Origin of the sequence: Kitasatospora sp. NPDC101176 (genome assembly GCF_044768035.1) — a bacterium.
Lineage (GTDB): Bacteria > Actinomycetota > Actinomycetes > Streptomycetales > Streptomycetaceae > Kitasatospora.
In genome coordinates, this window is sequence record NZ_JBIWPA010000010.1 from 217086 (window position 1) to 235736 (window position 18651).

An 18651-nucleotide genomic window follows, 5' to 3' on the forward strand; every position below is an offset into this window, starting at 1 on the left:
CCCCGGTCTGGGATCCTCGGCGCATGATCACGCAGCTCCGCGCGGCCTCCGCGCGATGGACCGTCGTCGTCCCGGTGGTGTCGTTCGTCGTCCTCGCCCTGACCTGGCACCGGGACCTGCCCGGCTGGGTGGTGGGTGTGGTCGCCTGCTTCCTGGTGGCCGCCGTCCTGGCCGCCGTGCACCACGCCGAGGTCATCGCGCACTGGTCGGGGGAGCCCTTCGGATCCCTGGTGCTCGCCGTCGCGGTCACCGTGATCGAGGTCGCGCTGATCGTGACGCTGATGGCCGACGGCGGGGACAAGTCCGCCACCCTGGCCCGTGACACCGTCTTCGCCGCCGTGATGATCACCTGCAACGGCATCCTCGGGCTGTCCATCCTGGTCGCCGCGGTCAAGCACCGCACCGCGGTCTTCAACGCCGAGGGCACCGGCGCGGCGCTGGCCTGCATCGCCACCCTGGCGACGCTCAGCCTGGTGCTGCCGACCTTCACCACCAGCACCCCCGGGCCGCAGTTCTCGACCACCCAGCTGATCTACGCGAGCACCGCCTCGATCGTGGTGTACGGGCTGTTCGTGGCCACCCAGACCGTCCGGCACCGGGACTACTTCCTGCCCGTCACCCCCGAGGGCCGGGTGCTGGAGGAGGAGGACCACGCCCACCCGCCGACCCCCGCCGCCGCCGGCGTCAGCCTGCTGCTGCTCGGCGTCGCCCTGGTCTCCGTCGTCGGGCTCGCCAAGGGCGTCTCACCGACCATCGAGTCCGCGGTGGACGACGCCGGGCTGCCGCACTCGGTGGTCGGTGTGGTGATCGCCCTGATGGTGCTGCTGCCGGAGACCATCGCGGCGCTGCGCGCGGCCCTGCGCAACCGGGTGCAGACCAGCCTCAACCTGGCCCTCGGCTCGGCGCTCGCCAGCATCGGCCTCACCATCCCGGCCGTCGCCATCGCCTCGTACTGGCTCACCGGCCCGCTCGTCCTCGGCCTCGGCCCGGCGCACCTGGTGCTGCTGACGCTGACCGTGGTGCTCGGCACCCTGACCGTCGTCCCGGGCCGGGCCACCCCGTTGCAGGGCGCGGTCCACCTCGCGGTGCTGGCCGCTTACGTGGTGCTGGCGGTCAACCCCTGACGACCGGGCGGGAGACCGGGGGGCCGGGCGGGACTCGTCAGGCGCGGCCTAGAGGCCGAGGTCGTCCAGTTCCTTGAGCAGGGCGGCGTTGGGGCCGCCCGGATCGGCCGCGGCCCGCCCGGCGACGGCCCCGGAACCGGCCCGGGAGGCCGACGCGGGCGCGGGCACGGGGGTGGTCGCCGTTCGCGGGGCGCGGTCGCGGAAGATCCAGGCGCCGGCCAGGCCGCCGACCAGACCGCCCAGGTGGGCGGACCAGCTGATGCCCGGGGCGACGCCGGGCAGGGCGGCGGTCACCATGTAGGCGAACGAGGCGCCGAGGACGACGCCGATCAGCGTGTCGACCAGGTTGCGGTCCACGACCCCGCGCAGCACCACGTAGCCGAAGTAGCCGAACACCACGCCGCTCGCCCCGGCGCCGACCGAGTCCGGGCTGTCGAAGACCCAGGCGGTCAGTTCGCTGGTCAGTGCGACCAGCAGGGTCAGGCCGAGGAACTTCTTCACGCCGCGGTAGGCCGCCAGGAAGCCGAACACGAACAGCGGGCCCGAGTTGGCCTCCAGGTGCGCCCAGTTCCAGTGCAGGAACGGCGCGGTGACGATGTTCGGCAGCCGGCTCGGATCCTGCGGGACGACGCCGAACTGCCGGCCGAGGTGGTAGTCGTCCATCCAGTTCACGAGTTGGATCAGCCAGATCGCCGCCAGCACACCGACCATGGTGAAGAGCGCCCGGCGGGCGTCGGCGATCATCTTTGCGGGGTCGAGCGTGGTTGCCGCACGGCTGCGGTCGTTCGAGGCCATGGGCCCGACTCTAAGGGCCGTCGGACCGGTGACGCACCCCCCGGTACAGTGGCTCCCGCCCCGCTGACCTGCTGACCCTCCTCCCGACTGCCAGAGGTGACCCGCCCGATGAGCGTCCGTCCGCCGCTGTCCTGCGCGTTCGCGGCGCGGGTCGGAGGTCCGGTGGCGACGAACCGGCACCCGGTCGAGGTCTGGCGGCTGCCCGAGGCGGAACGCCGGGCCGGCCGCCGGGCCCTGACCTGGACGGTCGGGCCGGACGGCGAACTGGCCGTCCTGGTGGTGCCGGAGCAGCACGCGACGCCGCCCGGGGCCTGGCCGTTCATCAGGCTGCCGTTCGACGGCGAGGTCGTGGTGCTGGGCCGGCACGGCGAGTGGCGGGTGCCGCTCACCGGCGTCGGGGCCTCGCCGGACCACTTGGCGCTCCTTCCGGGCCACCGGATCCTCCTGACCGACGCCCGGTCGGGCCGGGACGGCGAGGACTGGCTGCCCAACGGCGTGGTGTACGGCGCCGACGGGTCGCCGAGCCGCGAACTGCTCCTCGGCGACGACGTCCGCGCGCTGGTGACCGACCGGGACGGCCGGATCTGGATGGCGTACGGGGACGAGGGCATCTACGGCGACCACCCGATGGCGATCCCGGGGCTGCGGGCCGCCGACACCAGGGGCTGGCCGGTGTGGAGCCCCCGGGACCGCCCGCAGGACCGCCTGCCGGACTACCCGCTGGAGGGCCTCGCCGGCGCCACCGAAGGCCGCCACGCCTGGCTGGCCTGGTACCCGAGCTCCTCGGGCAGCTACCTCACCCGGATCGACCCGGTGGACGGCTCGGCCACGACGGTGCCCTGCCCCGTGCGGCTGCCGGCCGGATTCGCCGTCCGCGGCCGCGAGGGCGTCTTCCTCTCCAGGAGCGGCGAGCTGACCCGGCACCTGCTGGTCGGCACGCAGTGGAAGCGGACCGGCGGACGGCGGCTGCGGCTGCCCGGCGGGATCGACCCGGGGCCCGCCCACGGCCGGGACGGGACGCTCTGGTTCCGCAGCGGCGACGGCTGGTACCGGGTCGAGGCCTGAGGTCCGCCGGACGCCCCGGCCCCCGCGTGAGGGCAGGCCGACCGGCCGCCCACCGACCCGGCGACGGGGCGCCCGGCGCGGGGTGCGAGGATGACCCCGACCGCCCCCGACGGCGGACCTCCGCCGACCGGCCGCCCCGCACCCCCGGCGGCCCGATCTGGGCACACGGCGACGAGGTCCGCACTGCGTACCCCGGCAGCCACTCCGGCGCGGCGTCTCCCTGCCCGCACTCTCACTGCGAAGAAGACGCATCGCGATGCACCGCACCCCCGACCACACCCCCTGCTCCACCCCCACTCCCGGCCAAAGACCGATCGCCCGGAGCTCCGGCGACCGTCGCTCCGGCACCCCCGTGCTCCCGGCCCGCGCCGCCGCCCTGCTCGGCGCCGGCGGACTGCTGCTGACCGGCTGCGGCAGCGGCGCCGGGTCCGTCCCCGGCAGCCAGGCCGACCTGCGTGACCGGATCCCCAAGGCCGTCAAGGACGCCGGGGTCCTGAAGATCGGCTCCTACCTCCACTACCCACCGGTCGACTTCCGCGACAACGACGCCAAGCCCGCCGGGCTCGACCCCGAGATCGCCGCCGCCATCGGCGACTACCTCGGCCTGCGCGTCGAGTTCGTCGACATGCCGTTCGACAAGCTCATCCCGGCCGTCCAGAGCCGGAGCATCGACCTGGTCATGTCCGCCGTGATCGACACCAAGCAGCGCCAGCTCGGGGCCGCCGACGACGGCCACCAGGCCGACCCCGGAGTCGACTTCGTCGACTACTTCACGACCGGGACGTCCATGGTCGTCAAGGCCGGCAACCAGGTGCCGCTCAGCACCGTCGACAGCCTCTGCGGGCGGACCGTCGCCGTCCAGCGCGGCACCCTGCAGGACGAGTTCGCCACCCGCCAGATGGGCGCCTGCCCGCGCACCGGCAAGGTGCTCCAGGTGCACCGCTTCGACAACGACGACCAGGCGCTCGCCGAGGTCGCCTCCGGCACCGCGATCGCCGACCTGAACGACTACCCGGTCGCCCAGTACAACACCACCACGCCGGAGCGGGTCGGCAAGTTCGTCCTCGCCAACACCCACTTCCTGCAGTCCGGCCCGTACGGCATCACCGTGGCCAAGGACAACACCGCGCTGCGGGACGTGATCTCCAAGGCCCTCGACCAGGTGATCCGCGGCGGCGCGTACGACAAGATCCTCGCCAAGTGGAACGTGAGCCCGGGCGCCGTCTCCAGCGCGGTGGTCAACGGCGGGCTCTGACCCGCCGGGTGGGCCGGGCCCGCCCCGATGGCCGGTATTGACCGGTCATCGGGGCGGGCCCGCGTGTCGGGGCGGCGGGCGGGCACCGGGGTTCTCTATCGTCCGTCTGAGTCCCTCCGATTCCATCGAGTTCCACACCCGATCCGACCCGTGGGAGTGCGCGATGCCCGGCCCAGAGCAGCAGGTGACCGGAGACGGCGGCCGGTCCGCCCGGACCGGGGAGGACGCCGACGTCATCGTGGTCGGCGCCGGCCCGGCCGGCTCCACCGCCGCCTACCACCTGGCCCGTACCGGCCTCGACGTCCTGCTGCTGGAGAAGTCCGCCTTCCCGCGCGAGAAGGTCTGCGGGGACGGCCTCACCCCGCGCGCCGTCAAACAGTTGACCGACCTCGGCATCGACGTCTCCGAGGAGGCCGGCTGGCTGCACAACCGGGGCCTGCGGCTGGTCTCCGGCCGGCGCTCGATCGAGTTCGACTGGCCCGAGCTGTCCGCCTTCCCCGGCTACGGCCTGGTCCGGCGGCGCGCCGACTTCGACGAACTGCTCGCCCGCCGGGCCGCCTCGGCCGGCGCCCGGCTGGTCGAACGGGCCAACGTGGCGGGCCCGTCGGTCGACGAACGGACCGGCCGGATCACCGGTGTCACCGCCCGGCTCGGCGAGGAACGCGAACCGGTCAGCTACCGGGCACCGGTCGTGGTCGCCGCCGACGGCAACTCCACCCGGCTCTCCGTCGCCATGAAGCGCTACCGCCGGACGGACCGCGCCATGGGCGTCGCCTACCGCACCTACTTCACCACCCCCCGCCACGAGGACCGCTACCTGGAGGCCTGGCTGGACCTGCGCGACCCGGGCGACCCGGGCCGCCGGCTCCTGCCCGGCTACGCCTGGGTGTTCGGCATGGGCGACGGCACCGCCAACGTCGGCCTCGGCGTCCTCGACACCGCCCACATCGACCTCGACTGGCGGGACCTCCTGCGCCGCTGGTGCGACGACCTGCCGCCCGAGTACGCCTACACCCCCGAAGCCGTCACCGAACCCGTCCGGGGCTCCGCCCTCCCGATGGGGCTCAACCGCCAACCCCACTACGCCGACGGCCTGTTGCTCGTCGGCGACGCGGGCGGCACGGTCAGCCCCGGCACCGGCGAGGGCATCGCCTACGCGATGGAGTCCGGGCGCTTCGCCGCCGAGACCGTCGTCCAGGCCCTCGCCCGGCGGACCGACCGCGGCCGCGAGCTCGCCCTGCGCGCCTACCCGCAGGCCCTGCGATCCGCCTACGCGGGATACTTCGCGCTCGGGCGCCTCGCCGCCGACCTCCTGGGCCGGCCCCGGCTGCTCGGTGCCGCCGGCGCCGCCGGACTCGGCCACCCGTCCCTGCTGAAGGTGGCCTTCCGGCTGATGGTCAACCTCACCGAGCCCAACTCCAAGGACGCCCTCGACCGGCTGCTCCACCTGGTCGGGCGGGTCGCGCCCGGCAGGTGAGGGCGGCGCCCGGGTGCTCCGGGGTCCGGTGCTCCGCGGTCCGGTGCTTCGTAGCCCGGTGACCTGTGGTCCGGTGCTCCGCGGTCCGGTGGTGGCCGGCCCGGTGATCCGCGGCGCGGCCGGTCCGTCGAGCGGCCACGGCGCGGGTCACCACAGGTCGCCGTCGCGCCAGTCGCACGTCAGCCGGCCGGCGACGTCCGGCGCGACCGGCCCCGGCAGGACGAACACGCTGCCCTCCTCCTCCGGCGTCGCGACCGGGCCGGTCGGCGTCAGCGCCGCCAGCGGCCCGCGCCACGGCAGCCAGCCCCGCCCCCCGTAGAAGCCCGCCGCGCCGTCCGCGGCGCACAGCGCGCCCAGCTCGTACCCGCCCCGGACCACCCGCTCCGCCGCGTCCATCAGCGCCGCGCCGTACCCGAGCCCGCGCCGGTCCGCCCGCACGCCGACCGCCTCCAGGTAGCCGACGCGCAGCGCCCGCCCGCCGTGCAGCATCCGCCGCTGGACCACCGCGGCGTGCCCCACCAGAACCCCGTCCTCCCGCAGCAGCACGTGCATCCCGCCCAGTGCGTGCTCCCAGTCCTCCGCGGTCAGACCCCCCTCGAAGACCACCCCGAACACCTCGACCAGCAGGGTCCGCGCCTCGTCCAGCGCGGCACGCCCCAACCCGGACGTGTGGGCCGTCAGCAGCTCGATCACGAGTCGATCCTCGCACCCCGCGGAGCCGGGGTCGGGTCGTCTTCCGGGGGGAAATTCGCTGGCGGGCCCGGGAAGGGGCGGGATAGGAAGGTCGGATGAGCAGCACCGAGACGCCCGCCCAGCCGGTCCGGCAGGCCCAGTCCGCCCAGCCGGTCCAGGCCGCAGCCCGACCGACCGCCCCGGCCCCGGTCGGTGACCAGCGCACCTTCCGCCCGGCCACCCTCGACCTCGGCGACGTCCTGCTGCGCCCCTGGGGCCGCACCCTCGAGCTGCCCGGCGGGGTCCTCCCCGCCCTGACCGCGGCCGCGGCCGACCGGGAGATCGCCCGCTGGAACCCCTTCCGCGCCGACGACCGGGCCGCCGCCGAGGCCTACCTGGAGCGCTGCGACACCGGCTGGGCCGAGGGCGGCACCGCCGCCTTCGCCGTCACCGACGCCGCCGACGGCAGGCTGCTCGGCAACGTCGCGCTGCGCTGGACCAACCGCGAGGACGGCCTCGCCATGGTCGGCTACTGGCTGCTCGCCGCCGCCCGCGGCCGGGGCATCGCCACCCGCGCCACCACCGCCGTCACCCGCTGGGGCGTGGACACCGCCGCGGCGCGCCGTATCGAGCTCTGCCACGCCGTCGGCAACGACGCCTCCTGCCGGGTCGCCACCCGCGCCGGCTTCCGTTACGAGGGCACCCTGCGGGCGTCCTACCGCTACGAGGGCGGCGAGTACTTCGACGAGCACCTGCACGCCCGCCTCGCCACCGACCCGGAGCCCGGGCGGCCCGGCTGACGCGGGCCTCGCGGACCGCTCCGGCACACTTGGGGCGATCGCGTGGAGGTACCGTCCGTGCTCGCCCTGGCGGGACCCGCCGGAGGAGCCGGGGCCGTTCCAGGCCGGAACGGTGTATCAACCGCCCGGAACACGTGGTGGGGCCTGGCCATGCGCACTGACCAGCTCGCCATCGCCTGCCAGGCTGCACTCCACCTCGCAGCCATCCTCAGCCGGCTCCGCAGATGATCAGGGAGACAGCCCTCAGTCGCCGCGGAGCCGGTCGTGGATCGCCCGCAGCCACGGCTGTCGGACGGCCGGCAGGCGGGCCAGCCGGTCGAGCAGCGCCGCCCGGTCGGGGGCGAACGGCCTGTCCGGCCGGAGCGGCAGCGGGTCGTCGCGTTCGACCCCGGCGGGCAGCCGGGCCGTCGTCCCCGGCTCCGGGAAGGCCAGGTAGCTCCACACCGCGGCGTCCAGCGGGACGGTGGCGGCTGCGCCGGCGGGCGGCGACCCCGCGGCGGTCCCGGGCCGCCACCCGGTGCCCGTCCGGGGGTGCCGGGGGACCAGCAGGAGGTCGGCGCCGGGCGCGGGTGGCAGCCCGGGACCGGCCAGGGCCAGTGCCAGGGTCCGGGCCGGCGGCCCGGCCGGCAGCAGCGCGTCGAGCGTGCGGCCGAACGTCGCCGTGAGCAGGCCGTCGGGCACGGACACCGGTGCGCCTCCCGAGGCGGCCAGCAGATCGGCCAGCGCCGTGCCCACCGCCGCCTCCCACTGCGAGCTCCACCATCCGGGGGCCTCCACCGGCGGCAGGGCCGGTACCGTCCAGCCCTCCTCGGCCGAGGGGACCGGCCCGTCGACCGGCTCGTCCGACGGCCCGTCGACCCGGTCGTCGACCACGCCGTCGGCCGGTATCCTGCGCACGGCCGCCGCGAGGAACCACACGGACTGCCACCGGTAGCAGTCGTCGATCCTGGTCCCGACCTCCCGCCCGCAGCCCGCGCAGGCCAGGTTCGGCCCGAGGCCGCCGGCCGAGGCGCAGCAGCCCTCGCAGCGCTCCGGCAGCAGGACGGTGCCCCGGGTGTCGCCCGGTGCCAGCACGACCGCGCCGGCCGGGCCGACGGACAGCCCGGGCAGCGGTGCGTGGACGCCGAGTGCGGCCGCCGCGGCCTCCCCGATCTCCTCCCAGGGCCGCCACGGGGGCGCGCACCAGAGCGGATCGACGGCGTAGGTGCCCGGCTCCAGCAGGGGCGGGAGGAAGCGGTCCCCGCCCTCGCGACGGGCGTGCGCGGGCAGCGCGACCCGGGACACCGGTGTGGTCAGTGCCGTCCCGCACCGCGTGCACGCGAACACCGTCATCCCGGCCCCTCCTGCGGATCGCCCCCCCCGCGGACCCCGGCCGCGGGTCCCCGGAGTATCGCGGCCCGACGGTCCGTGGCCAAGCGGATTTCCGGTCCGCCCGGGGAGGGGCCGACGGTCGGCAGGGCGCGCTCGGCCGGGGAGCGGCCTAACCTGGAAGGGCGCGTACGGTGCGTGGCCTCGAACGGGAAAGCGGTGGGCCATGACGGTGATCTCGGCGGCTGTCTTCGGTACCGCCTGGCGGCCAGCGCCGCCCGGTTGCGCCGAGCTGCTGCGCGAGTGCGCTGCCCGTGGCTGGACGGTCGTGCTGACCGCTCCCGGGCCGGCCGGGGCTCCCGCCCTGACCGTGGCCGCCCCGGGCGACGACCCGGTCAGGGCCGCGCTCGAGCTGGTCGGCGGCAGGCCTTCACACGCGGTGGCGGTGGCCGGGACCGTACGCGAGGTGCTGGCGGCGCGGCGGGCCGGGGTCCCGTGCATCGCCCTGGAGGCCGGCGTGGACGCCGGCCCCCTGCTGCGGGCGGCGGGTGCGGCCGAGGTCCACCGTGATGCCGCCGCCCTGCTGCGAGTCCTGGACGACAGCCTGCTCGCCCGCCCGCGGGCCTTCGGCCCGGTGGGCGCGGGAACAGGCGGTCCCCGAGGCGGTTAACGCCGGCCCGGACCGGGAAACCGCCCGGGTGCGAGCACGTCACCGGAGTTGTCGGAGGTGACCGAGATGGACGGACCCGCGTTGAGCGGATGGGAGCGGCGGCTCCTCGAGGAGATCGAGTCCGATCTGCGCCAGGACGCGCGCCTCGACCGGAAGTTGAGCACCATGGGTGCCAAACGGCCGAGCCGGTTCCGCGGCGTGCTGCGCGGCGTGGCCCGCCGGGTCTCCGCCGGGGTGGTGACGACCGCGCTGCTGATGGCCGCGATCTGCCTCACCGTCGGCGTACGGACCCCGACGGCCGCCGTGCTGATCGCCCTCGGCGTGGTGTGGACGGCCTCGGTGGCGGTCGCGATGGCCGTCGCGGCGCTGCTGCGCCGCCGGGCCGCGGGCCGCGAACCCGGAGACGGCTCCGCCGCACGGCCCCCCGACCGGGACGAGCGCCGCGAACGGCGGCCCTGGGACCAGCCGGAGGCGTGATGGGCACCGAGCTGTGGGAGTACCGCCCAGGTCCCCACCACGCGGCCGAGCTGAGCCTGACGGGGTACGAGGTGCAGGCCGTCGACGGTCCGCTCGGCACGGTCGAACAGGATTCGGGGGACCACCTGCTGGTCGACGCCGGGCCCTGGGTGCCCGGTGCCCGGGTGGTGGTCCCGGTCGGCCTGGTGGCCAGGATCGACCACTTGGAGCTGGCCGTCCACCTGGACTGTCCGCGCGCCCGGCTCAGCTCCGCTCCGCCGGTCGCCGTCGAGCTCGCGGGCCGCGGGCCGCGCTGACCCATGGGCTGGCCGTCCACCACGCTCACCGGCCGGACGATCGCCTTCCTGGTGGCGCCGTTCGGTGTCGAGCAGGTCGAACTGACGTCGCCCTGGCAGGCGGTGGCCGAGTCCGGCGGTGTGCCGCGCCTGCTCTCCACCGCACCCGGCCGGGTCCAGGCCGTCCGGCGGCTCGCCCTGGGCGAGGCCTTCGGTGAGGCCTCGGGCGCCGCGTTCGGTGACACCTTCGGCGTGGACGGGTCGGTCGCCGAGGCGGACGCGGAGGCATTCGACGGGCTGGTCCTGCCCGGTGGGGTCGCCGGGTCCGACCTGCTGCGCCTGGACGGGCCCGCGGTGGCCTTCGTGCGCGCCTGGTGCGCGGCGGGCCGCCCGGTCGCGGCGATCGGCCACGCCGCCTGGACCCTGATCGAGGCCGACGCCCTCCGTGGCCGCACCCTCACCTCCGGGCCGAGTCTGCGCACCGATCTGCGCAACGCGGGGGCGACCTGGGTCGACGAGGAGGTGCACCTCTGCCGGGACGGCCCGGGGCCGCTGGTGACCAGCCGGGACCCGGCCGATCTGCCGGTGTTCGAGGACGCCTTCGTCACCGCGTTCGCCCACGCGGCGAAACGGCGCGGATCCTGAGCGCGGGCGGGCGCGTGCGCCGCGCGTCCGGCCGGGGGTGAACCCGGCCGCCGCTCCGGCCCCCGCCTCAGTCGCCGCGGAGACGGACGAAGGTAGCGGTGGGCGGCCGGCCGGCGAGCGTGAGTTCGGCGCGCAGCGGGCCGGTGAGGGGGTGGACCGGGCCGAGGTCGGGGTCGGTGGTGGCGGGGCCGAGCAGCGGCGCGGCCACTGCGGCGACCTCGCGGGCCTGCACCGGGGTGAGCCCGGGGGAGCTGAGCAGGACCCGGCCGTCGTCGAGTTCGAGGACGAGCGCGCGCGGCCGGGCGGCCGGGCCGGTGAGTGCCCGGACGGTGGCGTCCACGGTGTCGCTGCGCCGGTACTTGACCCAGGCCCGGCCGCCGCCGCGCGGACGGTAGGGCGAGCCGGCGGCCTTGCAGACCAGGCCCTCGACGCCGGTGTCGGCGAGCCGTTCCATCCACTCCAGCGCCTCGGCCCGGTCGGTGGTGGCCAGCACCGGGCTGATCGGTGGCGGGACGTCGGCGAGGGCGGCGAGCAGCAGGCGGCGGCGGTCGGCGAGCGGCAGCCGCCGCACGTCGCGGCCGGGCAGGGCCAGCAGGTCGAAGGCGATCAGGCCGAGGGCGACCTCCGGGGAGGCGGCCCGGGCCCGGCGGGTGCGCAGGAGCTCCCCGAAGGCGAAGCGACCGTCGCGCCAGGCGACGAGTTCGGCGTCCAACACCAGCCCCTCGGGCAGCCCGGCGACGGCGGCGGCGATCGGCGGGAACTCGGGGGCGAGGTCGCGGCCGGTACGGGACTGGAGGAACGGCGGGCGGTCGCCGCGGGCGAAGGCCAGGCAGCGGAAGCCGTCCAGCTTCAACTCGTACTGCACGCCGGCGCCGCCCAGGCCGTCGGCGGGCGGGACGGCGGTGACGGCGGCCGGGCGCATCACCTCGACGGGCGGGTGCAGGACCTGCCGGGTGCGGGGCGTGGCCGCGGCGGGCGGCGCCGCCTCCGCGCCCGCCTGTGCTCCCGCCTCCGGCCCCGCCCTCGCTGCGCCCTTCACCGTGGACGTCGCCGTGGAGCCCGCCCCCACCGGGTCGGCCGGGAGCGGCCGGGCCTGCCCCGGATCGAGCAGCGGGGCGAACAGATCACCGTGGGCGGCCAGCCGCCCGGGGACCTCGGCGAGGGTGAACACGAGGTCGTCCTCGGTGCCGGCCCGCTCCAGTTCGGCCCAGGAGAGCGGGGTGGAGACGGTCGGCAGCGGCCGGGCCCGCAGGGTGTAAGGCGCGGCGGTGGTCTTCTTGGCGTTGTTCTGCGACCAGTCGACGAGCACCCGCCCGGTGCGCCGGGCCTTGGCCATGGTGTGCACGACCAGGTCGGGGCGCTCGGCCTCCAGGGCCGCGGCGAGCGCCTTGGCGTAGCCGGAGACCCGGGTGCTCGGGGTGGGCTCGAGCGGGACCAGCAGGTGCAGCCCCTTGGAGCCGGAGGTCTTCACCCAGGCCGTCAGACCGTCGGCGGCGAGCCGTTCGCGCAGCAGCCCGGCGACCGTCCGGCAGGTGAGGACGGACGCGCCCTCGCCCGGGTCGAGGTCCAGGACCAGCCGGTCGGCGAGCCCCGGCGCGGCCGCGTGCCACTGCGGGACGTGCAGTTCCAGGCAGCCCAGGTTGGCGGCCCAGAGCAGGGCGGCGCCGTCGTCGAGCACCACTTGGCGCAGGTCGCCGCCGCTGCTCGGGACCTCGACGGTGCGCACCCAGCCCGGCGTCCCGGCGGGCGGGTTCTTGGCGATGAACACCTCGGCCTCGACGCCGTCCGGGCAGCGCAGGAAGGAGACCGGGCGGTCGCGCAGGTGCGGCAGGAGGGCGTCGTGGACGGCGGCGTAGTAGCGCAGCACCTCGCCCTTGAGGGTGCCGGTGTGCGGGTAGTACACCTTGTCGAGGTGGGAGAGCGCGAGGGTGCGCCCGTCCACCGTGAGCTGGGGCATGGGCGCTCTCCGGAGCCTGCGCGAGCCTGCGGGTGGCCCCCGCAGCCAGTCTGCCCGGGCGGCGGCCGCGGCGCACGGCCGCGCCCGGACCGTCGTGCGCCCCGGCCGCCGTCGCCCGGACCGCCCGGACCGCCCGGGCGTGGGCGGTCAGCGGTCCGGGCCCACCAGGGCGTGGGCGTCCGCGACGAGGTCCTCGATCCGGGCCCAGTCGGGCGGCGGCCCGTCCAGGTGCACGCCGAGCCACCCCCGGTGCCCGACGTAGGGCGGGCGGAAGTAGCGGTCCGGGTCCTCGGCGACCAGCCGGGTCTGGGCGCCGCCGGGCGCCGCGCACCAGAAGGACAGCCGGTCGTCGTGGTGGTGGTCGGCGAGCATCACGAAGAGCCGGGCCCGGCGGCCGGAGCCGGTGAACCAGCTCGGCTCCCCGTGGCTGACCCGCTCCTCGACCTCCGGCAGGGCCAGGCAGAGCGCCCGCAGCCGGTCCACCGGCGCCGCCACGGCCTCCTCACCCCGCCGAGGGCGCGGCGGGCCGCGGCGCGCCCGGATAGGTGCCGAAGTACCAGCGGTTGCCCTCCGGGTCGGCGGCGGCGAAGTCGCGCGAGCCGTAGTCGGTCTCGGTCAGCGCGGTGGTGATCCGGGCCCCGGCGGCGACGGCGCGGTCGTGCACGCCGTCCGGGTCGGCGGTGACCACGTACGCGGTGAAGGTGCCCGGCCGGCCCGGCCAGGGCTCGGCGCCCTCGGGCGTCTCCCGGTCGGAGCCGAGCATCACGCCGCCGCCCTCGGGCCAGGCCAGTTCGGCGTGCGCGACGAACCCGTCCTCGCCGTGGACGACGACCTCCTGGAAGCCGAAGGCCTCGACCAGGAAGCGGATCAGGGCCCGGGCGTCGGTGGCGCGCAGGCTGGGCCAGACCTGCGGGGTGGGGGTCCTGTCGTCCATCGCGTGCTCCTCGGGGGTCGTTGGGGGGCTGCTCACGACTCCCACTCTGCGGCCGCCGCGTCCGCCCCGCCTTGGACGTTTCGGAACTTCCCGTCCTGCGGTCCCTCCGCCGCCAGCCAGGCGCTGGGCGCGGCGCCGGCCAGTGCCCGGAACTCACGGGCCAGGTGTGCCTGGTCGAAGTAGCCGCACCGGACGGCCAGTTCGGCGAGCCGGGGGGACGGCCCGGTGGCGGCCAGCAGCCGCCGGGCCCGGTCGAAGCGGATCACCCGGGCGGCCGCCTTCGGCGTCAGGCCGGTCTCCCGCCGGAACCGGTCCTGCAGGTGCCGGGCGCTCCAGCCGGTCTCCCGGGCCAGCTCCGCGACGGCCAGGGCGCCGTCGCTGCGCCGCAGCGCCCGCCAGGCCCAGGCCACCTCGGGCGGCACCCGCCCGGAGGGGCGGGCGGCCCGCAGCAGCGCGGCGTCCAGCACGGCGAACCGTTCGTCCCAGCTGCCGGCGGCCCGCAGCCGCTCGTGCAGCAGCGGGCCGAGCCGCCCCAGCACCTGCTCCGCGGGGACGTCGATCCCGGCCAGCTCCCCGGCCGGCAACCCGAACAGCGCCCTGGCGGCGAGCGGGTGCACGGCGATCTGCACGCCGGACTGCCGGCCGTCGTGCGTGATCAGCGCCGGGCCGGTGTGCAGGCCGCCGAGCAGCGTCGGGTACGTGCCGGGCGGCTGCGCCGGGTCGGGGTGGCCGGCGACCACCAGCGGCTCGTCCAGGGTGAGGATGAACGTCAGGTACGGGGACGGCAGTCCGCGGTGCACGGCGGGCGGGACGCCGCGCTGGCGGTAGCCGGAGTACCAGGCCACGTAGGGGCGCAGCGCGGTGGCCGGCCGGGCGCGGACGGCTTCGTCGACCGGTGTGCCGGTCGCTCCGGGGGCTTCCGTGGTCACGTCTCCAGTATCGGCGGCCGCGGTCGCGGGTGGGCGGGGTGTTGCCTATGGTGAGGGCGCGGTCACTCCGCGAGTGGTGAGGTCGACCGCTCGGGGGGGACCGCCGCTGGGGGGATCACCGGGGGGAGACATCGACGAAGGAGTCCCCGTGACCACTGCCCGAGAGATCATGCACACCGGTGCCCAGTGCATCGGTGCCCACCAGACGCTCGACGAGGCCGCCCGGATGATGCGCGACAGCAACGTGGGCGCGTTGCCGATCTGCGGTGACGACCAGAAGCTGAAGGGCATCATCACCGACCGTGACATCGTGGTGCGATGTCTCGCGGAGGGCAAGGACCCGTCCTCCATGACGGCCATGGAGCTGTCCGGCCACCTGCACTGCGTGCGCGCCGACGACAGCATGGAGATGGTGCTCCGGAAGATGGAACAGCACCAGATCCGCCGGATCCCGGTGATCGACGGGGAGCGGCTGGTGGGCATGATCAGCGAGGCCGACCTCGCGATGGGGCACCGCAACGGTCAGCGGCTGACCGACCAGCAGATCATCGAGTTCATGGACAGCGTCTACATGAAGCGCTGACCGGCGGGCGGCGCGTCCGCGCCGCCGCGCGCTCCGGCGGCGGGCTCCGTGCGCAGGTGACACACGGCGCCCGCCGTCGCTGCTCCCGGCACTGTCGCGGGTCCCGCTGCCGCCGCCGTTGCGGCCGCAGCGGCCCGCCGGCCGCTGCGGCGCCCGGTGACCGGCCGGTCCCCCCGTACCGGCCGGGCGTTCCGAGGGTGCCGGACGACGGGGGCGCCCGTCTTGTAAAAGTGCGCACGCGGCGCGTCCCCCCGGTTCCGGACGGGCTCAGCCGCCGGGGTTGAGGACGGCGCTCGTCACCCGGCCGGCGACCCGGTCGGCCGGTTCGGGCAGGGTGGCGGCGGAGGTGCGGGAGGCGAGGAACTCGCGGGGCGAGCAGCCCACCATGCCGCGGAAGGCCCGGTCGAGGTGGGACTGGTCGTAGTAGCCGCAGAAGGTGGCGATCCGGGCGCCGTCCAGCCGGTTCCCGCCGTCCAGCCGGTTCCCGAGGGGCCGCTCGGCCGCCGAGTGCCGGGCGAGGACGGCGAGCGTGCGCTGGAGGCGCAGGATGGTCGCGGCCTGCTTGGGCGCCACCCCGAGGTGCTGGCGGAACCGCAGCTCCAGCCGGCGGCGGCTCCAGCCGGTGCCCGCGACCAGGGCGTGGACGGGCACCAGGCCGTGCGAGCGCCGCAGTTGGTGCCAGGCCCACTGGACGGACGGCTCCCAGCGCGGGCCGTCGGCGAGCCGTGCGGCGAAGTAGGCGTCCAGCAGGGCGAACCGCGCCGGCCAGGTCGGGGCGTCGGCCAGCCGGGTGGACAGCCGGCGCAGCCGCGGGCCCAGGACGTCCCCGGCCTCGGCCCACTGGCCGCCCAGGTCGCCGGCCGTCGGCCCGAACACGCGGAACGCGCCCTGGGGGGTCAGCGAGACGGCCAACCCGTGCAGCACGCCGGAGTGTTCGGCGATGGTGGCGGTGCGGCGCAGCCCGGCGGCGACGGAGGCGAAGGAGTGGCCGGGCCCCGGATCGACGGCGTCGGTGAGCCGCATCGACCCCTCGAAGGTGAGCGCCAGGGTGACCACGTCCGTGGGCACCTCCAAGCGCCGCCGCGGCCGGTGGAGCGTCAGCCGGTAGCCGCGGTAGCCGAGGACGAACGGGCGCAGCGGTCCGGCGGGCGCGCCGAGGGCCGTTCCGTAGGTGGTGGCGTCGCCGGGGTCGGGGGCGGCCGGGGCGTCGTGAGCCATCTCAACTCCCTTGTCAGGACGAGCAGGTGGCATGTGCACGTGCCATCCTACGGGCGCCCCGGTCGCCGGGTGATCGTCTCGTGTGGTGGATCACGCTTTCTTGACTGGCGAGATGCGGGCAGACTGGCGGGCATGGGAAAGCAGTACGAGAGCATCACCGGCCGGCTGCGCGAGTTCATCGAGCGGCAGCCCGTCTACTTCGTCGCGACCGCGCCGCTGGCCGAGGACGGGCACGTGAACGTCTCACCCAAGGGCCGCTCCGGCACCCTCGTGGTCGTCGACGAACTCACGCTCGCCTACCTGGACTTCGGCGGGTCCACCGCCGAGACGGTCGCCCATCTGCGGGAGAACGGCCGGATCACCCTGATGTGGTGCGCCTTCGACGGCCCGCCCACCGTGGTGCGGGTGCACGGTCGGGGCGAGCCGGTGTTCCGTGACGACCCTCGCTTCGCCGGTCTGCTGGGCCGCTTCGCGCCGGAGGCCGACGGGGCCGGGCTGCGGGCGATCGTGCTGGTGCGGGCCGAACGGGTCAGCGACTCCTGTGGGTTCGCCGTTCCGCTGATGGACTACCGCGCCGACCGCGACCTGCACGAGCAGTACTTCGGCCGCAAGGACGAGGAGGAGTTCAACACTTACTGCGAGGGCAAGCCGTACGTCGGCACCAGCATCGACGGTCTGCCCGCCCTGCCGCTGCCGCTCCCCGCCCGTCCGCCGCGCTGAGCGGGCCCGGGCGGGCCGGGTGGCCCCGGCGGCTCGTCAGTGCCGCGGCGACCAGCGGTGCAGGTCGCGCAGGAGGGCGATCTCGGCGCCGTGGTGCAGCAGTTCCTGGTTGACCCACCAGACGATCTCCCAGAACGGCTCCTCCGCGTCGCCGCCGTGCGGGTAGGTGCAGTACCCGACGGTGTCGAGCACGGTCTCGTCGGCGGTGAGCAGGGCCGCCCGCCAGGCCGTGGCCGCGGCGTCGAAGGCGGCGACCGCGGACGCGGCGTCCCCGCTCGGGCGGAAGTCGTCCCGGGTGAGCGAACGGGTGCCGGCGGTGTGGTCGGCGCGCAGCAGCAACAGCTCGGTGAGGTGGCTCAACCTCCAGGCCAGGGTGGTGAAAGGGGCCGGCTCCGGGTGCGGCCAGGGGGTGGTGTCCCGCCCCCAGGCGCCGGCGCCGACCAGGACCGTCGCGCCCTCGCCCGGCCCGTCCGCGTGCCGGCGCACCGACCAGCAGCCGGGCACCGGCTCCCAGAGGTACTCCTCGTCGGTGAGCGGGCTGACGGCGACCGGGGTGCCGTTCCCGCTGTCCAGGGTCGGTCCGGCCAGCCGCTCGGTGAGGCGGGTGCGGGCGAAGTCGAACTCCGTCAGCAGGGGGACGAGTCGGGGCGGCAGCGACATCGGGTGGCTCCTCGGCGCGGGGCGTGCGGGCGGGGCGGGTGCGGACGGACCGGGTGCACGCTGCCACACGGCTCCGGGCCGGCGCGAGCGGATTTCGCACGGGCGGCGCCGGCCCGGAGCGAGCGCGAGGAGGCGGGCCCGGCCGCGGGCCGTCGGCCGGGCTGCGGACCGTCCGGGGTGCTGCCGGTCGGGCTCGACAGGGTGCCGGCCGCCGCGCCTACGGGCAGGACTCCTCGGCGAGCATCGCCCGCAGGGCGACCACCTGACCGGTCAGCGCCGTCCCCGCCGCGGGATCCTGGGTGCAGACCCGCCACTGCCACTGCACCACCACGACCCGGCCGCGCTGGTCGGCGTCCCGCACGGTCACCGGGTACCAGAGCGGCAGCAGGGAGCGGGCGGCCAGCACGCTCTGTCCCCGCAGCTCGGGCATCACGGTGCCGGGAGGGCTCGGGGTCGGGACGGCGTAGCCGGGCCGGTCGTCCGGCGGGAGGCTCCGGCCGGGGTCGGTCCTGGGGTCGCAGCCGGCCAGCCCGAGCAGCACGGCGAGCGCGAGCGGTACGGCGGTCCGGCGCATCGTCCCCCCGATCGAAGTCGCCTGCGGTCCCGAACCGGTCCCGCGCCTCGACGGTACCGATCCCGTTCGTGCGGCGGTCCGTTCGTGACCGGCTCGCCGCCGCGCCGACGCCGCCTCGTTAGCGGGCCGGTGCCGGTGCGGCCATCCGGGGAGGGGTGTCCGGGGTGGGAGTCCGGGGCGGGCATCCGGGGAGGGGTGTCCGGGAGCGTCCCGGGGATGTCCAGGGCGTGCGAACGGCGCCGTCGCGCCCCTGTGGTGGGGGTGCGGCGGCGCCGTGGCGGTGGTGCTTGGGGGGGGGTGTTACTTGGTGAGGCCGGCCTTGACGGAGCAGACGGGCCAGGCGCCGGGGCCCTGGGCGGCGAGGACCTTCTCGCCGATGGAGATCTGCTGGGCCTTGGTGGCCTGGTGGGCCTGGGGAGCGTAGGCGGTGCCGCCGAAGGCGGCCCAGGTGCTGGAGGTGAACTGGAGGCCGCCGTAGAAGCCGTTGCCGGAGTTGATGGCCCAGTTGCCGGT

The 18651-nt window shown here is 76.1% G+C and carries 22 protein-coding genes and 1 pseudogene; 11 read left to right on the plus strand and 12 right to left on the minus strand.

The window, feature by feature from the left end; all coding sequences use genetic code 11:
• Nucleotides 1-23: 23 nt before the first annotated feature.
• The gene (locus ACIRS1_RS17320) at nt 24-1124 is read left to right on the plus strand and encodes a calcium:proton antiporter (RefSeq protein WP_402840418.1); all 1101 of its coding nucleotides are present in this window, start codon (nt 24-26) and stop codon (nt 1122-1124) included.
• A gap of 48 nt (nt 1125-1172) precedes the next feature.
• On the opposite strand, the gene ACIRS1_RS17325 is transcribed toward ACIRS1_RS17320, so the two are convergent.
• The gene (locus tag ACIRS1_RS17325; protein ID WP_402840421.1) at nt 1173-1919 is read right to left on the minus strand and encodes a rhomboid family intramembrane serine protease; all 747 of its coding nucleotides are present in this window, start codon (nt 1917-1919) and stop codon (nt 1173-1175) included.
• Nucleotides 1920-2027: 108 nt separating this feature from the next.
• Between ACIRS1_RS17325 and ACIRS1_RS17330 the strand changes: the two genes are divergently transcribed.
• The 3 genes from ACIRS1_RS17330 to ACIRS1_RS17340 all read left to right on the plus strand — a co-directional run bounded on the left by ACIRS1_RS17330 (nt 2028) and on the right by ACIRS1_RS17340 (nt 5716).
• A complete protein-coding gene (locus tag ACIRS1_RS17330; protein WP_402840423.1) occupies nt 2028-2984 on the plus strand; it encodes a hypothetical protein in 957 nt (318 codons plus the stop codon).
• Between the two features lie 352 nt (nt 2985-3336).
• Complete coding sequence (locus ACIRS1_RS17335; RefSeq protein ID WP_402840426.1) at nt 3337-4239, plus strand: ABC transporter substrate-binding protein; 903 nt, start codon at nt 3337-3339, stop codon at nt 4237-4239.
• A 163-nt stretch (nt 4240-4402) separates the two neighbouring features.
• Nucleotides 4403-5716: a geranylgeranyl reductase family protein gene (locus ACIRS1_RS17340; protein ID WP_402840427.1), complete on the plus strand. Its 1314-nt coding sequence runs from the start codon at nt 4403-4405 to the stop codon at nt 5714-5716.
• Between the two features lie 147 nt (nt 5717-5863).
• Here ACIRS1_RS17340 and ACIRS1_RS17345 read toward each other — a convergent pair whose 3' ends face one another.
• Nucleotides 5864-6406, minus strand: coding sequence for a GNAT family N-acetyltransferase (locus tag ACIRS1_RS17345; protein WP_402840481.1), 543 nt, complete (start codon nt 6404-6406; stop codon nt 5864-5866).
• Between the two features lie 98 nt (nt 6407-6504).
• Here ACIRS1_RS17345 and ACIRS1_RS17350 point away from each other — a divergent pair, with 98 nt between their 5' ends.
• Nucleotides 6505-7188: a GNAT family N-acetyltransferase gene (locus ACIRS1_RS17350; RefSeq protein ID WP_402840430.1), complete on the plus strand. Its 684-nt coding sequence runs from the start codon at nt 6505-6507 to the stop codon at nt 7186-7188.
• Between the two features lie 243 nt (nt 7189-7431).
• On the opposite strand, the gene ACIRS1_RS17355 is transcribed toward ACIRS1_RS17350, so the two are convergent.
• The gene (locus ACIRS1_RS17355) at nt 7432-8520 is read right to left on the minus strand and encodes a hypothetical protein (protein ID WP_402840432.1); all 1089 of its coding nucleotides are present in this window, start codon (nt 8518-8520) and stop codon (nt 7432-7434) included.
• Between the two features lie 202 nt (nt 8521-8722).
• On the opposite strand from ACIRS1_RS17355, the gene ACIRS1_RS17360 reads away from it, so the two are divergent.
• The 4 genes from ACIRS1_RS17360 to ACIRS1_RS17375 all read left to right on the plus strand — a co-directional run bounded on the left by ACIRS1_RS17360 (nt 8723) and on the right by ACIRS1_RS17375 (nt 10563).
• Nucleotides 8723-9166 carry an HAD family hydrolase gene (locus tag ACIRS1_RS17360; RefSeq protein WP_402840435.1) on the plus strand — a complete coding sequence of 148 codons (444 nt, stop codon included), beginning with the start codon at nt 8723-8725 and terminating at the stop codon, nt 9164-9166.
• 66 nt (nt 9167-9232) lie between these two features.
• Nucleotides 9233-9643 (plus strand): hypothetical protein, encoded by a 411-nt coding sequence (locus ACIRS1_RS17365; protein ID WP_360221505.1) that lies wholly within the window; start codon nt 9233-9235, stop codon nt 9641-9643.
• Nucleotides 9643-9939, plus strand: a complete 297-nt coding sequence (locus ACIRS1_RS17370) for a PRC-barrel domain containing protein (RefSeq protein ID WP_402840438.1) — start codon at nt 9643-9645, stop codon at nt 9937-9939. Before ACIRS1_RS17365 ends, ACIRS1_RS17370 begins: the two co-directional genes overlap by 1 nt.
• 3 nt (nt 9940-9942) lie before the next feature.
• The gene (locus ACIRS1_RS17375) at nt 9943-10563 is read left to right on the plus strand and encodes a DJ-1/PfpI family protein (protein ID WP_402840441.1); all 621 of its coding nucleotides are present in this window, start codon (nt 9943-9945) and stop codon (nt 10561-10563) included.
• A 67-nt stretch (nt 10564-10630) separates the two neighbouring features.
• Here ACIRS1_RS17375 and ACIRS1_RS17380 read toward each other — a convergent pair whose 3' ends face one another.
• The 5 genes and pseudogenes from ACIRS1_RS17380 to ACIRS1_RS17400 all read right to left on the minus strand — a co-directional run bounded on the left by ACIRS1_RS17380 (nt 10631) and on the right by ACIRS1_RS17400 (nt 14383).
• Nucleotides 10631-11485 carry a DNA ligase gene (locus ACIRS1_RS17380; protein ID WP_402840484.1) on the minus strand — a complete coding sequence of 285 codons (855 nt, stop codon included), beginning with the start codon at nt 11483-11485 and terminating at the stop codon, nt 10631-10633.
• 156 nt (nt 11486-11641) lie between these two features.
• Nucleotides 11642-12520, minus strand: a pseudogene (gene ligD, locus ACIRS1_RS17385) (non-homologous end-joining DNA ligase); the annotation flags it as partial.
• A 147-nt stretch (nt 12521-12667) separates the two neighbouring features.
• Nucleotides 12668-13015 (minus strand): MmcQ/YjbR family DNA-binding protein, encoded by a 348-nt coding sequence (locus ACIRS1_RS17390; protein WP_402840443.1) that lies wholly within the window; start codon nt 13013-13015, stop codon nt 12668-12670.
• Between the two features lie 7 nt (nt 13016-13022).
• Entirely contained in the window at nt 13023-13490 is a 468-nt protein-coding gene (locus tag ACIRS1_RS17395; protein WP_402840446.1) for a VOC family protein, read from the minus strand.
• Nucleotides 13487-14383, minus strand: coding sequence for a helix-turn-helix domain-containing protein (locus tag ACIRS1_RS17400; protein WP_402840449.1), 897 nt, complete (start codon nt 14381-14383; stop codon nt 13487-13489). Before ACIRS1_RS17400 ends, ACIRS1_RS17395 begins: the two co-directional genes overlap by 4 nt.
• 148 nt (nt 14384-14531) lie before the next feature.
• Between ACIRS1_RS17400 and ACIRS1_RS17405 the strand changes: the two genes are divergently transcribed.
• Entirely contained in the window at nt 14532-14966 is a 435-nt protein-coding gene (locus ACIRS1_RS17405; protein WP_360221520.1) for a CBS domain-containing protein, read from the plus strand.
• A gap of 267 nt (nt 14967-15233) precedes the next feature.
• Here the strand turns inward: ACIRS1_RS17405 and ACIRS1_RS17410 are convergent, their stop codons facing one another.
• The gene (locus ACIRS1_RS17410) at nt 15234-16184 is read right to left on the minus strand and encodes a helix-turn-helix domain-containing protein (protein WP_402840453.1); all 951 of its coding nucleotides are present in this window, start codon (nt 16182-16184) and stop codon (nt 15234-15236) included.
• Between the two features lie 132 nt (nt 16185-16316).
• Between ACIRS1_RS17410 and ACIRS1_RS17415 the strand changes: the two genes are divergently transcribed.
• Nucleotides 16317-16904, plus strand: coding sequence for a pyridoxamine 5'-phosphate oxidase family protein (locus ACIRS1_RS17415; protein WP_360221526.1), 588 nt, complete (start codon nt 16317-16319; stop codon nt 16902-16904).
• 36 nt (nt 16905-16940) lie between these two features.
• Here ACIRS1_RS17415 and ACIRS1_RS17420 read toward each other — a convergent pair whose 3' ends face one another.
• The 3 genes from ACIRS1_RS17420 to ACIRS1_RS17430 all read right to left on the minus strand — a co-directional run.
• Nucleotides 16941-17564, minus strand: a complete 624-nt coding sequence (locus ACIRS1_RS17420; RefSeq protein WP_402840457.1) for a DinB family protein — start codon at nt 17562-17564, stop codon at nt 16941-16943.
• Between the two features lie 217 nt (nt 17565-17781).
• The gene (locus tag ACIRS1_RS17425) at nt 17782-18138 is read right to left on the minus strand and encodes a hypothetical protein (protein WP_402840459.1); all 357 of its coding nucleotides are present in this window, start codon (nt 18136-18138) and stop codon (nt 17782-17784) included.
• Between the two features lie 300 nt (nt 18139-18438).
• On the minus strand, nt 18439-18651 hold a 213-nt coding region (locus ACIRS1_RS17430), incomplete at its 5' end, for a transglycosylase family protein (RefSeq protein WP_402840461.1).

Bases quoted from the DNA above. Each gene is read 5' to 3' on its own strand.
- ACIRS1_RS17375 (WP_402840441.1), top strand. From the start codon at position 9,943: ATGGGCTGGCCGTCCACCACGCTCACCGGCCGGACGATCGCCTTCCTG.
- ACIRS1_RS17360 (WP_402840435.1), top strand. From the start codon at position 8,723: ATGACGGTGATCTCGGCGGCTGTCTTCGGTACCGCCTGGCGGCCAGCG.
- ACIRS1_RS17355 (WP_402840432.1), bottom strand. From the start codon at position 8,520: ATGACGGTGTTCGCGTGCACGCGGTGCGGGACGGCACTGACCACACCG.
- ACIRS1_RS17410 (WP_402840453.1), bottom strand. From the start codon at position 16,184: ATGGCTCACGACGCCCCGGCCGCCCCCGACCCCGGCGACGCCACCACC.
- ACIRS1_RS17425 (WP_402840459.1), bottom strand. From the start codon at position 18,138: ATGCGCCGGACCGCCGTACCGCTCGCGCTCGCCGTGCTGCTCGGGCTG.
- ACIRS1_RS17340 (WP_402840427.1), top strand. From the start codon at position 4,403: ATGCCCGGCCCAGAGCAGCAGGTGACCGGAGACGGCGGCCGGTCCGCC.
- ACIRS1_RS17420 (WP_402840457.1), bottom strand. From the start codon at position 17,564: ATGTCGCTGCCGCCCCGACTCGTCCCCCTGCTGACGGAGTTCGACTTC.
- ACIRS1_RS17325 (WP_402840421.1), bottom strand. From the start codon at position 1,919: ATGGCCTCGAACGACCGCAGCCGTGCGGCAACCACGCTCGACCCCGCA.
- ACIRS1_RS17415 (WP_360221526.1), top strand. From the start codon at position 16,317: ATGGGAAAGCAGTACGAGAGCATCACCGGCCGGCTGCGCGAGTTCATC.
- ACIRS1_RS17320 (WP_402840418.1), top strand. From the start codon at position 24: ATGATCACGCAGCTCCGCGCGGCCTCCGCGCGATGGACCGTCGTCGTC.
- ACIRS1_RS17330 (WP_402840423.1), top strand. From the start codon at position 2,028: ATGAGCGTCCGTCCGCCGCTGTCCTGCGCGTTCGCGGCGCGGGTCGGA.
- ACIRS1_RS17370 (WP_402840438.1), top strand. From the start codon at position 9,643: ATGGGCACCGAGCTGTGGGAGTACCGCCCAGGTCCCCACCACGCGGCC.
- ACIRS1_RS17380 (WP_402840484.1), bottom strand. From the start codon at position 11,485: ATGCGCCCGGCCGCCGTCACCGCCGTCCCGCCCGCCGACGGCCTGGGC.
- ACIRS1_RS17365 (WP_360221505.1), top strand. From the start codon at position 9,233: ATGGACGGACCCGCGTTGAGCGGATGGGAGCGGCGGCTCCTCGAGGAG.
- ACIRS1_RS17350 (WP_402840430.1), top strand. From the start codon at position 6,505: ATGAGCAGCACCGAGACGCCCGCCCAGCCGGTCCGGCAGGCCCAGTCC.